This is a genomic window from Flavobacterium fluvii (assembly GCF_900129545.1).
Taxonomy (GTDB): domain Bacteria; phylum Bacteroidota; class Bacteroidia; order Flavobacteriales; family Flavobacteriaceae; genus Flavobacterium; species Flavobacterium fluvii.
Window position 1 is genome coordinate 649,503 of record NZ_FQWB01000001.1, and the last position, 12,672, is coordinate 662,174.

The following is a 12,672-nucleotide window of genomic DNA, read 5'->3' on the forward strand; positions in this document are numbered from 1 at the left end:
AAATCACCAAAAATAAAAACCCAAATTGCAATTTTCGAATTGTAATTTGGGTTTTTTAAAATTTTGAAATCTCAAGAAATCTATTCTTTTGTTTCTTCTTCTTTTTTATCGGCTGCTGGTTTGTCATCTTTAGCGGCATTTTTGAATTCTTTAACTCCACTACCTAGACCTCTCATTAATTCTGGAATTTTTTTACCTCCAAAAAGTAATAAAATAGCTATACCAATAAATATCCATTCAGAACCTCCAGGCATTGACAAAAAAATAATTAGATAATTCATTTTATATATTTTAAAATTAATTCATAATTTACGGCACAAAGGTATATAGAATTAGTTAATATGAAATCATTTGAAGTTAATTATTTAGCTTTAATAGAGTTAAAACTTTCGTAAAATAAATGAATCCTCAGGAAAACTAACGATTAAAATGGCTAGTAATATCAAGGCATTAATTATTATATTTGTAACATAAACGCAAAATATGTCTGAAAAGAGGCTTAAAAGAAAAATACTTCATAAAAAATTGTTCACAAAAAACCGATTGGTTATTTTGAACGAGGATACTTTTGAAGAAATTTTTTCCTTTAAATTGAATCTAATGAATGTTTTTGTGGTAGCCACTTCGGGAGCGATTTTATTGATTTTTTTTACCACCGTAATTATTGCCTTCACTCCTTTGCGAGAGTATATTCCGGGATATTCTTCTTCTAAATTAAAAAAGGACGCCACTGAATTGGCCTTGAAATCGGATTCGTTGACCTTGGCTTTGAAGAAAAACGAAGCCTACATCAAATCCATCCAAAAAGTATTGACTGGTCAATTGGAATATGCCAAATTCAACAAAGATTCCATATTGGCCGCGAGCGAAGAAACGCCTTCTAAATTTGATTTATCCGCTTCGGAAGAAGAGTTGGAATTAAGAAAAGAGGTAGCCAAAGAAGAAAAAAATTCCCAATCCAACGCATCAAAAGCGAAAAAAAAATAAAACTTTCACAATGTCTTTAAAACCTTTTTTTGCTAAACTTTTTGCCCACAAAATCTACCGAAAAACACAGCTTTGGGCAACAAATCCAGTTGCAACGCAGCAGCGAGTTTTCGAGGATTTAATTCATCAAGCTAAAAACACCCAATTTGGGGAGGATCATCATTTCGACCAAATTAAAAAGACGGAAGATTTTGCCAAAGCAGTTCCTGTTCGGGATTACGAAGGTTTGAAATCCTATGTGGACAAGGTGGTGAAAGGAGAGGAAAATGTGCTCTGGAAAGGCAAACCGCTTTATTTTGCCAAAACTTCGGGAACGACTTCAGGAGCCAAATACATTCCGCTCACGAAGGAATCGATGCCTTTTCATATTGAAGCGGCACGAAACGCCATTCTGCATTACATTCACGAAACAGGAAATGCCGATTTTGTCGATGGGAAAATGATTTTTCTGCAAGGAAGTCCTATTTTGGAAGAAAAAAACGGAGTGAAACTGGGAAGATTGTCTGGAATTGTAGCACATTTTGTTCCGAAATATTTGCAAAAAAACCGAATGCCTTCCTGGGAAACCAATTGCATTGAAGACTGGGAAACCAAAGTAAATGCGATTGTCGAAGAAACTTTCGACCAGAATATGACCGTGATTTCCGGAATTCCATCTTGGGTGCAAATGTATTTTGAAAAATTGCAACAAAAAGGAGGCAGGCCTGTGGGCGAAATTTTCAAAAACTTCAATTTGTTCATTTATGGCGGCGTCAATTATGAACCTTATCGAGCCAAATTTGAAAATCTGATTGGAAGAAAAGTGGACAGTATCGAATTATTTCCCGCTTCGGAAGGGTTTTTTGCCTACCAAGATTCCCAAAAAGAAAAAGGAATGTTGCTGTTGTTGAACTCCGGAATTTTCTATGAATTCATCAAAAGCGACGAATTTTATACTGAAAATCCAAAAAGGCACACCATTGGCGAAGTCGAGTTGGACGTGAATTATGTGTTAATTATTTCTACCAATGCGGGACTTTGGGGTTACAACATTGGCGACACTGTCCAGTTTACGAGTTTGAAACCGTACCGCGTAATTGTGTCGGGAAGAATCAAGCATTATATTTCGGCTTTTGGCGAACACGTCATCGGAAAGGAAGTCGAAAGTGCTTTGCAGGAAGCTATAATCGGAACGGAGATTCGCATCAACGAATTCACTGTTGCGCCACAAATTACGCCAAAAGAAGGCTTGCCGTATCACGAATGGTTTATCGAATTTGAGAACGAACCTGAAAACTTCGATGCTTTTGCAGAAGCGTTGGACAATGCGATGCGCAAACAAAATATCTATTACGATGATTTGATTGTGGGCCATGTGTTGCGAAAAGTGGTAATCACGAAAGTGGCCAAAAACGGTTTTCAAGATTACATGAAATCCATTGGAAAACTGGGCGGACAAAACAAAATTCCAAGATTGAGCAATGATAGAAAAATTGTCGATTTTTTTATTTAAAATGAGAGAGTGAAATAATCATAAATAATAGCTTTTTACATTTCAAAAAATTATTTTTGTTACATGGAAAAAATTCAAGAGAATGAATTGTTAATTGAAGTACTAAAAAAATTAGATTTTTTTAGTACTGATTCTTCTATTGAAAATGATTTTCCTGAAATAGTTTTCGCCAAAAATCCCCCTTTAAATCTTCATCCTAAACATTATATTGCATTAGAGTTTGCAGAAATTCTTGAAGCTGATGCTGTGTATTTTAAATATTACGATGACAATCGTTTTTGTGTTCCGCAGGTTTATTTTTATGATAATTCCTCAGGGATTTATGATAAAAATAAAATAGCCGAAATTCATAGAAATGTTTATAGTAGTTGTCAAGTAAATATCATTTGTTTTATTGAAAAAACGACTCTTTCTTTATTTGATACTAGGCAACCTATCAAAATTAAATCATTAAAATCTAAATCAAATGAATTATTTAGTAATGAAGAGTCTATTAGTAATGAAGATTGTATAATCGAAAAAGAATTTGAATTATCTGATTTAGTACCACTAAAAAAGTTTTTCTCTGCTAAAAAGTTAAACACTAATTTATTTTGGGAAACTGATGAAGCAGCAAAACATTTTTCAAATAATACATCTGCATATGGAGAACTAGTTAAAGCACTAAATCTAATTAGAAAAAGTTTTATTGAGATTTTTAAAGGATTTGAAATTTTTAAAGAAAATTTAGATGATGCTGAAAGTTTAGCACAAGAAATTCTTTTTAAATGTATACTAATTAAATACTTGGAAGAAAATGGTAAAACTTTTGCCGAAGAGTTTTATAAGGAAAAGAAACTAAAATATTCAAGTCTATATGACTTTCTTTATAATAATAATTTTATTGAATTATTAGAAAAATTTGAAAATCATTTTAATGGAAATGTTTTTGATTTAAATGAAGATAAAAAAGAACTAATTAAGAAAATAAATCTTTCTAGCCTTGCAGAATGTTTAGAAGGAAAATTAGGAAGCAATAAAACATTGTATTTATGGAAAATGTATTCATTCAAATACATTCCTATTGAATTAATCAGCAATTTTTATGAAGAATTTATACCTAAAATAGACAAAAAGATAAAGGGCACGGTTTATACTCCAAGTTTTTTAGTGAATTTTTTAATTGATGAATGTTTACCAATATCCAATAAAAAGAATGATTTAAATTACAATGTCAAACTTGCAGATGTAAGTTGTGGTAGTGGAATTTTTATCACTTCTGCTTTTAAAAGATTAGTTCAAAGATGGCGAGTTGCAAAAATGGAAAATGGAATTTTGGCAATTCCTAAATTAGAAATTGTTCAAAATATACTAACAAATAATATTTTTGGCGTAGATATTCATCCTACATCTGTAAAATTATCAAAATTCAGCTTACTTTTAGCAATGTGTCAAATGTTGCCAAATGAAGAAATATGGTACAAATGGACAAATGAAAAAGTTTTTAAAGACACTAAAAGAAAAGTTTTTATAAATCTAAATAATAATGTTTTCAAAGAAGACTTTTTTGATTTTCTAACAAAAGAAGAGTATCACAAATTTCATAATAGTTTTGATTTGATTATTGGAAACCCACCATTCAAATTAATAGGAAAAATAGAATATTTAAAACATATTAATAAGTTAAAAACAGTTGGGTTTGAATTTAAGGTTGAAGTTCCTCGCTATCAATTAGCTTTAATGTTTTTAGAGGCAAGTGGAATTCTATTAAAAGAGAAAGCTGATTTATGTTTTATTCAAAAATCAACTTCTTTGATTCATAATAAAAAAGAAAATTCTCAAAATTACAAAAGCCATTTTTTTAATCAATTTTATGTTCACCAAATAATTGATTTTACTTTACTAAAAGATGTTTTATTTGAAAAAGCTTTGGTTGAAACTTGTGCAATTTTTTACAAAAAGGAAAAAAAACAAGATTATTCAACCTTACATATAGTTTCCAAGTTATTAAAAAACACAAAAGATGGAATATCTTTCGAATTTGATTACTATGATTTTTTTGAGATTCCCAAAGAAAGTGTTTGTAATGAAAAAAATATTTGGAGAATAAATCTACTTGGAAGTAATAGATTAAATCACTTAATAAATAAATTAGAGCAAAAGACTTCGACTCAAACAAATTTGGAAGATTATTTATATAATATTTTAAAATTCCCAAAAAAAAGATATGCCGAAGGATATATGGTTAAAAATAATGTTACAAAAAATCCTAAAAAAGCAGATTATTTAAATGGTAAATTTGGAATAACTGCAAATAATATAGATCATAATAGTTTCACAAAAGAAATGATTGATAAAGATATAGAATTTCATAGGATTGTTACAAAAGAATTATTTACAGCACCCCAAATATTAATTAAAGAATCTATAGAGGATAATAATATTCCAATTCATATGATGTATGAAGACACTCCATTTGATTCAAGAATAATTGGAATAAGTGCTGATCAGGATTATATCAACTATTTAGAAATCTTATATGAAACTCTTATTAAAAATCAAAGGGTTTATTGTTTACAATCAATATCAACAAGTTCTCAATTTTATTTTAGAGGAAATACAGCTATTCAAAAACAAGATATTGATAATTGGGCAATTCCATTAAATGGAACAGAAATTAAATTATCTTTTGCTGAAAAGATAATTATGAATGATGTTTTAGACTTTACATATCCATCTTGGCAACTTGGTGAAGATGCTAAAACAAATAAAATAATTTCGAAAAAAGAGGAAAATAAAATATTATATGACTTCGCAGACATCTTCAACCAATCATTCAATTCTATTTATAAAAAAGAAAATAAAGAACAGCGATTAAGAAAACTGTGTATTGGCAATGATTTTTACGCCTTAGAATTTTATTATAGTAACGAAAATCATGAAACGAAAATTATTGAAAATGCTGATTTTCAAATAGAAGAAATTATTAAAAATAACGTCTCTAGAAATGCAGTAGTAAATAGAGTATTAAAAATTTATGGTGAAAATACAATAACATTTATTAAACCTAAAAATTTACGTTTTTGGTTGAAGTCAATTGCCTTGCGTGATGCAGATGATGTTTTTGATGATATAATTGAAAACGGATTGAAATGATTAGAAATTCATCAACATTTGGCATAGAAAAAACACCATCATTAGATGTTATTTATGAAAATTTAGTTCAAGTTTTTGACGAGAATATTCACGGCTTTTTTGAGTTTAAAAACGAGAATGAGAAAATAAATGAAGATTTGTTAGTAAGAAATAATGAGTTGAAAAATGAAGATGATATTTCAAATGTTTTTGACTCATTTTTAAATTTTGAAATTCCAAAAAATGAAAATAAATTTCATTTTAAGTTTCAGTATAAAACAATTGAATCAAATACTTCTACTGATATTGGAGTAATCTCATTAAGGTATTCTAAACATAAATGTATTTGTTTTATCGAAGCTAAAAGACTACCAACACCTGTTTACTCAGGAAGTCAAGAAACGGAATATGTTTGTTATAAAAATGTGACAAAACAAGGTGGTATTGAGCGATTTAAAACTTGTAAACACGGCAACAAACTTCCTTTCAGTATAATGGTTGGTTATATTCAACAAGAAAATTCAAGTCATTGGTATAAAAAAATTAACGAATGGATTGATGGGCAAATTTCAAAGAGTTCAAATAAAGAGATTACTTGGTTAGAAGAAGATAAATTAGTTAAAGAAACTTCTTTTTCAAATTCAAAAATTACTAAATATAATTCTACGCATTCAAAAAAGAATTTTACTAAAATTAGACTAGCACATTATTGGTTTGAGTTAAAAAATAATTAATTTATATTCCTTAAATTATTTAAAAATCAACAAATGACTAAAAACATATCAAGATCAAGGGCACAAGAATCTTCGGCGGCAATTGAAAAAATGTACATTACGATGCGTCATTTGTTCAACCGTGGGTTTTACAAGCCAATGGGGATTTCAGGCGAAACTTTGCGGGAAGCATTATTGTCATTGCGACCTGAAATTTATGGAAATATCGCCGAAGAAAAAGTAGAATTAAACGGACTTTTATATGTAATCGAGCGTCTTCCAACAGGAATTGAGGAATGTAGATTCATCAATTTAACTTCGGACGAAGGTTATTCCAAATCGCATTTCAAGGCTATTGTTCCTCCAAAAAGACGCCGCAATTGTTATCGCATTGACGAAGAACAAATGAATGTTGAAATCACGCGCGGACGTTCGGACATTTATGATATTTTGACGCATTTGACCTTCATTTTCATAGAGTCGCACAAGATTAAAAACAGGATTTTACTGGACGATGCCGGTGAAGTTTCCCGAGATTGGCAAAAACTGGAATTGGCTGTTTCCCAAAAGAAAAAGCTTTCGCAAACAGAAAGAGAACAAGCCGTTTCGCACGCCGCAAACATCTTGGGTAGAACGTTTATAGAAGTTTTGGACATATACGATGCATTTGGTTCGGAATTATCGCCAGATCGATTTTTACACGTAATTTATTGGTTGGGAAAATTAGCCATAGAAGAAGTGCTCGATGACAACAAAAGAACCATCACTTTCAGCCCCATTTTAAGAGAACGTTTGGGACATCATCTTCATGGTGAAATTTGGGCAACCAATATCAAGGAAGTTTTAAAAGCAAACAATCTTTTAGACCGACCAATTCACGTCATCAGTGCCAATATGCACAGCGTAATGAACTCCATTTTTGCCACAACGGTCTTGAAAACCAAGTTCAAAGACAAGTCTGATTTCTTCATTTATGAAGAATTGAGCAAGTCGGGTGCGAATGAAGTTAGAAATAAAGTGGAAGAATTTGCAAAACAATACGGAATGATTTCGCTGCCAGATGCGGCTTCGGGAACCAATATTGACGTTCAAATTTTTGACACTGCCAAAATAGATTGGGAGAAATCATCGTTTCCAAAGGCCAAAACTGGAGATAAAAAACCAGTTTTGATCGTAATGGATTATGCTTTTGGCGAACAGGCTTATGAAACTATCGATGAACTTTTGAAACCCTACAAGAAAGACACATTTTTGAATGTAGAATCTTTATCAATTATGGGAAAAGCCGGAATTCTAGAAGGTGGAAAAGGAGACATCATGATTCCTTCGGCGCACATCAATGAAGGAACGGCAGACAATTATTTTTTCCACAATGAGTTGTCGGCAAAAATGTTCGAAAATGACGGCATTCCAGTTTATGAAGGTCCAATGGTTACGGTCTTGGGCACCTCTTTGCAAAACAAGGATTTATTGAAGTTTTTCCACGAATCGACTTGGGGCGTAATTGGACTGGAAATGGAAGGTTCTTATTATCAAAAAGCCATTCAATCGGCATCCAAAATCAGAAAAAGCATTCCGCTGGACGTGAAAGTGAGGTATGCTTATTATGCTTCGGATAATCCTTTGGAAACGGGAAGCACGTTGGCTTCGGGAGGTTTGGGAACAACAGGTGTGAAACCTACTTATTTGATTACCATCAAGATATTGGAACAAATTTTTAATGTAAAATAAATCGGATTTATAATCCAAATCATAAATATGAAAAGAATACTTATTACAGGTGCAGCAGGATTTTTAGGTTCACATCTTTGTGACCGTTTTATCAAAGAAGGCTATTTTGTTATCGGGATGGATAATCTCATCACTGGAGATTTGAAAAACATTGAACATTTGTTCAAATTGGAAAATTTCGAATTTTATCATCACGATATTACCAAGTTTGTCCACGTTCCCGGAAAACTGGATTATATCCTTCATTTTGCCTCGCCTGCAAGCCCGATTGACTATTTAAAAATTCCAATCCAGACCCTGAAAGTGGGTTCTTTGGGAACACATAACCTTTTGGGATTGGCGAGAGTTAAAAAAGCCAGAATTCTTATTGCATCCACTTCGGAAGTTTATGGAGATCCATTGGTTCATCCTCAAACGGAGGAATATTACGGAAACGTAAATACCATAGGGCCAAGAGGCGTTTATGATGAAGCCAAAAGATTCCAGGAATCCATCACGATGGCGTATCATACTTTTCACGGCGTGGAAACCAGAATCGTGAGGATTTTTAATACTTACGGACCAAGAATGCGACTCAATGACGGACGGGTTATTCCTGCTTTTATTGGGCAAGCGCTTCGTGGAGAAGACTTGACTATTTTTGGCGACGGAATGCAAACGCGTTCTTTTTGCTATGTGGATGATCAGGTCGAAGGTATCTTCAGATTATTGCATTCGGATTATGTTTATCCGGTAAACATTGGAAATCCTGATGAAATTACCATTAAAGATTTTGCAGAAGAAATCATTAAATTGACAGGGACCAACCAAAAAGTGGTGTATTATCCATTGCCGATAAACGATCCATTACAGCGTCAGCCGGACACCACCAAAGCCAAAAAATTATTGGGTTGGGAAGCCAAAGTGAATAGAGCAGAAGGAATGAAAATTACCTATGACTATTTCAAATCCTTGTCCACAGAAGAATTGTTGAAAGAAGAGCACAAAGATTTTTCCAAGTATATAAATTAGTGAATTTAAAAGAGAAAAAATACTCAGGCTATATTCGCCCTTTCTCTTACTTGATTGATTTAATCATCATCAATGTATTTGCTTTTTATATATTTCCGTTTCATGACAACGAAATTGTTTATTCGATTCTAATAAGTTTTGCTTGGTTTGCAATCGCTGTTTACCTAGGGTTTTATGAAGTGTATCGCTATACAAAAGTAATTACAATCCTAAACCGTACACTGAAGCAAGCTACTTTATTTGCCTTGTTTTGCTTGGCACTGGAATTGTTTTATTCTGATTTTCTATATCAAAAGAGAGTTGTTTTATTGGTTGTATCTGCTATATTTTTAATTCTTTTTTTCAAACTCTTCATCTATTATTTTCTCAAAAAATATAGAATTTTGTTTAACAGAAATTTCAGGACGGTGGTATTATTGGGCAATGATAAAAACATTGCTCCCTTAAAAGAATTTTTTACGGAAAACCCAGATTATGGCTATAAACTAGTGAAAGTGTTTACTCTTGAAGATAATAAAAGAGAACAATTTGACGAATGTCTATCATTTGTATTTAAGAATAATTTAGATGAAATATACTGCTCTACAGCTGATTTGACCGAAAAGCAAGTTGGAGACGTCGTTAGTTTTGCCGATAAAAATTTAAAAACCTTAAAGTTCATTCCAGATGAAAAACAATTGCTTTCTGGAAACGTAAAGTTCGAGTATTACGATTATATCCCTGTTATTTCTTCAAGGAATATTTTACAGGATGACACCATTAATAGATACATAAAGCGCATTTTCGACCTTTTATTTTCAATAGTAATTATTATTGGAATTTTGTCTTGGCTTACACCAATTTTAGCCATAATTATAAAATTAGATTCCAAAGGACCAGTTTTTTTTAGTCAAAAAAGGAATGGTTTAAACTATAAAGTATTCAAATGTTTTAAATTTCGATCGATGGTAAAAAACGACAAATACGATAGGGATTTGGCGTTAAAAAATGACATAAAAATAACCAGAGTGGGTAAATTCATCCGGAAAACCAGCATCGATGAATTGCCACAATTTTTCAATGTCTTATTGGGTGATATGTCGGTGGTTGGACCAAGACCGCACCCGGTAAGTCACAATGACAAATATGCTTTGATGGCTGATAAATTTATGGCGCGCCATTTTGTTAAACCAGGAATCACGGGGCTGGCACAAACTAAAGGTTATCGTGGAGAAGTTGAAAAGCATAATGATATCATAAACAGGGTGAAATATGATATTTTCTATATGGAAAATTGGTCTATTTTATTGGACATTGAAATTATTTTCAAAACCATTTACCACTTCATAAAAGGCGATGATAAAGCATTTTAAAAACTACCTTTATTAATCAAGTTTTTAATTTGAAAATCAAGATTAAAATGATTTTCGGCATAATTAAAAATCTTTTGCTTCATCACTTGAATAGGTTCTTTTCCTGTTTTCGAGATTTCGATTAAAGTAGCATTCAAGCTTTCAAAATTTCCAACTTGGGCAATCCAGCCTAAATTGTTTTCTTTTACGATGGTTTCGCCTTCGCCACCGCCAAAATAAAGTACAGGAAACCCTAATGCACCATATTCGAATATTTTTGATGGGACTGAGCCATAAATTCTTGTTTTTAATGGGACAATGGCAATGTCAAAAGTTTTTAGTTTTTCGTGCAGAATATGGCGTTCCAGCATTCCGTGAAAAAAGATTTTTTTCTCGGGATTTTGTTGGATCAAATCTTCGATTTGTGATTTCTCGGCTCCATCGCCAAAAATGTGCAATTCAATGTTTACATCCTGCAATTCGATATTTTGGCACAATTCAAAAACGCCTTGCGCAACACCCAACAATCCTGCGTAAAACAGTTTGATAGGTTCATTGGCATTGGTCGTAAAATCCATTTCTGCAGTTTGATGGTCTGGAAAATTACGGTACAAATAGCATTTTTTTTCAGGAAAAAGCGAATGAATGTGAGTGATAATTTCGTCGGATTGACCAAAAATATGGGTGGCTTTCGAATAAATAAATCGTTCAAAAAACAAAGAGACCTTATGTGAAAAACTGCCTTTTTTCAAAGCGTTTAATTCAATAGCCGCCAAAGGCCACAAATCAGAAACATTCAGGATTATTTTTTTTCGCATTAGCGAAAGAACCAGAACCGATACAAATGACAACAATAATGGAGGTGATTGAACTACAACTTTATTAGGTGTTTTTTTGCACAATAAATAGAAAAACAACACAGAAGAAAACGATAATACCGAAAGGGTTCTTTTAAAAATGTTTTTGCTGACACTCGGATAAATCCAAAGTCGTTTTACTGTAATGTTCTGAAGTTTCTCCGTTACCGAAAACTTGCCTTTGTACTCAGGAAATAACTCACCTTTTGGATAATTTCCCAAAGGGCAAAGAACAGAAACTTTATACTTATTTTGATTTAATTTCAGTGCCAATTGCTCTATTCTATTGGCTGCAGCGCCTTTTTCCGGCGGATAATAATTAGATATAATAAGGATTTCTTCCATTATTTTTGAAGCAAAATATCAATAATTCTTTCTGAGGCTTTTCCGTCCCAAAGTTCAGGAATTCCCGCTTTTTTTCTTCCATTTTTAAGGAATTCACCAAATAGTTTTTCCAAATTTTCTATTGAAGTTCCTACCAAAGTATTGGTTCCAATGCTTTGTGTTTCGGGTCTTTCGGTGTTGTTTCGCATTGTAAAACACGGAATTCCCATAACGGTAGTTTCTTCCGAAATTCCGCCAGAATCTGTAATCACGGCAAAACTGTTTTTGATGAGGTACATAAAATTCAAATAGCCTTGTGGTTCCACAAAAAGTATGTTTTTCAGTTCCAAATTCGTTTCCCCTAGAATTGCTTTGGTTCTCGGGTGAATCGGGAAAATCACTTTTTTGCCCTCAGCCATCTTGTCAATGCCTTGGAGTAGTTGAATTAAGGATTGTTCTTCATCTACGTTCGATGGACGATGTAGGGTAAGAATAATGTAATTTCCGGTTTCCAATTGATATTCATTCCAAAAAACAGGTTTAAAAATTCTGTTCAAATTTTGGTATAAAGTATCGATCATCACGTTGCCCACAAAATGAATATGGGTTGCTTCAACACCATATTTCAACAAGTTTTCTGATGCTGTGGTTGAGGTAGTAAAGAAATAATCGGTAATGCTGTCGGTTAAGATTCGGTTGATTTCTTCAGGCATTGTCATATCTCCAGAACGAATTCCGGCTTCGACGTGAGCAACTTTTATGTTTTGTTTTTTGGCTACAATTGCACAGGCCATAGTAGAATTAACATCGCCAACCACCAAAACTAAATCACAAGAATTTTGCTGTAATTCTTTTTCAAAAGCGACCATAATCGCTCCTGTTTGCTCCGCTTGTGATCCACTTTTTACTTCCAGATTGCTGTTGGGTTTTGGAATATTTAACTCCTCGAAAAAAGTGTCGCTTAGGTTTTTGTCATAATGTTGACCGGTATGCACCAAACTATAGGAAACATTCGCTCCTTCGTTTTGCTTTTTTTCAATCGCTTTGATGATGGGGGCGATTTTGATGAAATTAGGTCTTGCACCTGCAACTATGGTTATTTTCATTGATGT

The 12,672-nt window shown here is 32.6% G+C and carries 10 protein-coding genes; 7 read left to right on the forward strand and 3 right to left on the reverse strand.

The annotated features are described in order from the left end of the window. Window positions 1-80 precede the first annotated feature (80 nt). Window positions 81-281 (reverse strand): Sec-independent protein translocase subunit TatA/TatB, encoded by a 201-nt coding sequence (locus BUC16_RS02730; protein WP_073367751.1) that lies wholly within the window; start codon window positions 279-281, stop codon window positions 81-83. Window positions 282-483: 202 nt separating this feature from the next. Between BUC16_RS02730 and BUC16_RS02735 the strand changes: the two genes are divergently transcribed. The 7 genes from BUC16_RS02735 (at window position 484) to BUC16_RS02765 (ending at window position 10,400) form a co-directional block, all read left to right on the forward strand. Continuing rightward, window positions 484-987, forward strand: coding sequence for a peptidase (locus tag BUC16_RS02735; protein WP_073367752.1), 504 nt, complete (start codon window positions 484-486; stop codon window positions 985-987). Between the two features lie 10 nt (window positions 988-997). After that, complete coding sequence (locus tag BUC16_RS02740) at window positions 998-2,479, forward strand: GH3 family acyl-acid amido synthetase (protein ID WP_073367754.1); 1,482 nt, start codon at window positions 998-1,000, stop codon at window positions 2,477-2,479. Between the two features lie 63 nt (window positions 2,480-2,542). After that, entirely contained in the window at window positions 2,543-5,614 is a 3,072-nt protein-coding gene (locus BUC16_RS02745) for an Eco57I restriction-modification methylase domain-containing protein (protein WP_073367756.1), read from the forward strand. Beyond that, the gene (locus BUC16_RS02750) at window positions 5,611-6,327 is read left to right on the forward strand and encodes a hypothetical protein (RefSeq protein WP_073367757.1); all 717 of its coding nucleotides are present in this window, start codon (window positions 5,611-5,613) and stop codon (window positions 6,325-6,327) included. The genes BUC16_RS02745 and BUC16_RS02750 overlap by 4 nt, the downstream gene beginning before the upstream one ends. A gap of 33 nt (window positions 6,328-6,360) precedes the next feature. Continuing rightward, window positions 6,361-8,037 carry a DUF6909 family protein gene (locus tag BUC16_RS02755; protein WP_073367759.1) on the forward strand — a complete coding sequence of 559 codons (1,677 nt, stop codon included), beginning with the start codon at window positions 6,361-6,363 and terminating at the stop codon, window positions 8,035-8,037. A 27-nt stretch (window positions 8,038-8,064) separates the two neighbouring features. Then, on the forward strand, window positions 8,065-9,048 hold the full coding sequence (locus BUC16_RS02760; protein WP_073367760.1) for a UDP-glucuronic acid decarboxylase family protein: 984 nt from the start codon (window positions 8,065-8,067) through the stop codon (window positions 9,046-9,048). Next, the gene (locus BUC16_RS02765) at window positions 9,048-10,400 is read left to right on the forward strand and encodes an exopolysaccharide biosynthesis polyprenyl glycosylphosphotransferase (protein WP_073367762.1); all 1,353 of its coding nucleotides are present in this window, start codon (window positions 9,048-9,050) and stop codon (window positions 10,398-10,400) included. The genes BUC16_RS02760 and BUC16_RS02765 overlap by 1 nt, the downstream gene beginning before the upstream one ends. On the opposite strand, the gene BUC16_RS02770 is transcribed toward BUC16_RS02765, so the two are convergent. Together BUC16_RS02770 and wecB are read right to left on the reverse strand one after the other, a co-directional pair. Further along, window positions 10,397-11,581, reverse strand: coding sequence for a glycosyltransferase family 4 protein (locus tag BUC16_RS02770; RefSeq protein ID WP_073367763.1), 1,185 nt, complete (start codon window positions 11,579-11,581; stop codon window positions 10,397-10,399). The genes BUC16_RS02765 and BUC16_RS02770 overlap by 4 nt on opposite strands. Continuing rightward, window positions 11,581-12,666, reverse strand: coding sequence for a non-hydrolyzing UDP-N-acetylglucosamine 2-epimerase (gene wecB / locus BUC16_RS02775; protein ID WP_073367765.1), 1,086 nt, complete (start codon window positions 12,664-12,666; stop codon window positions 11,581-11,583). Before wecB ends, BUC16_RS02770 begins: the two co-directional genes overlap by 1 nt. Window positions 12,667-12,672 lie beyond the last annotated feature (6 nt).

What these genes read in the sequence shown, in the direction of transcription:
- BUC16_RS02730 (WP_073367751.1), bottom strand. Translation starts at nt 281, where the DNA reads ATGAATTATCTAATTATTTTTTTGTCAATGCCTGGAGGTTCTGAATGG.
- BUC16_RS02735 (WP_073367752.1), top strand. Translation starts at nt 484, where the DNA reads ATGTCTGAAAAGAGGCTTAAAAGAAAAATACTTCATAAAAAATTGTTC.
- BUC16_RS02740 (WP_073367754.1), top strand. Translation starts at nt 998, where the DNA reads ATGTCTTTAAAACCTTTTTTTGCTAAACTTTTTGCCCACAAAATCTAC.
- BUC16_RS02745 (WP_073367756.1), top strand. Translation starts at nt 2,543, where the DNA reads ATGGAAAAAATTCAAGAGAATGAATTGTTAATTGAAGTACTAAAAAAA.
- BUC16_RS02750 (WP_073367757.1), top strand. Translation starts at nt 5,611, where the DNA reads ATGATTAGAAATTCATCAACATTTGGCATAGAAAAAACACCATCATTA.
- BUC16_RS02755 (WP_073367759.1), top strand. Translation starts at nt 6,361, where the DNA reads ATGACTAAAAACATATCAAGATCAAGGGCACAAGAATCTTCGGCGGCA.
- BUC16_RS02760 (WP_073367760.1), top strand. Translation starts at nt 8,065, where the DNA reads ATGAAAAGAATACTTATTACAGGTGCAGCAGGATTTTTAGGTTCACAT.
- BUC16_RS02770 (WP_073367763.1), bottom strand. Translation starts at nt 11,581, where the DNA reads ATGGAAGAAATCCTTATTATATCTAATTATTATCCGCCGGAAAAAGGC.
- wecB (WP_073367765.1), bottom strand. Translation starts at nt 12,666, where the DNA reads ATGAAAATAACCATAGTTGCAGGTGCAAGACCTAATTTCATCAAAATC.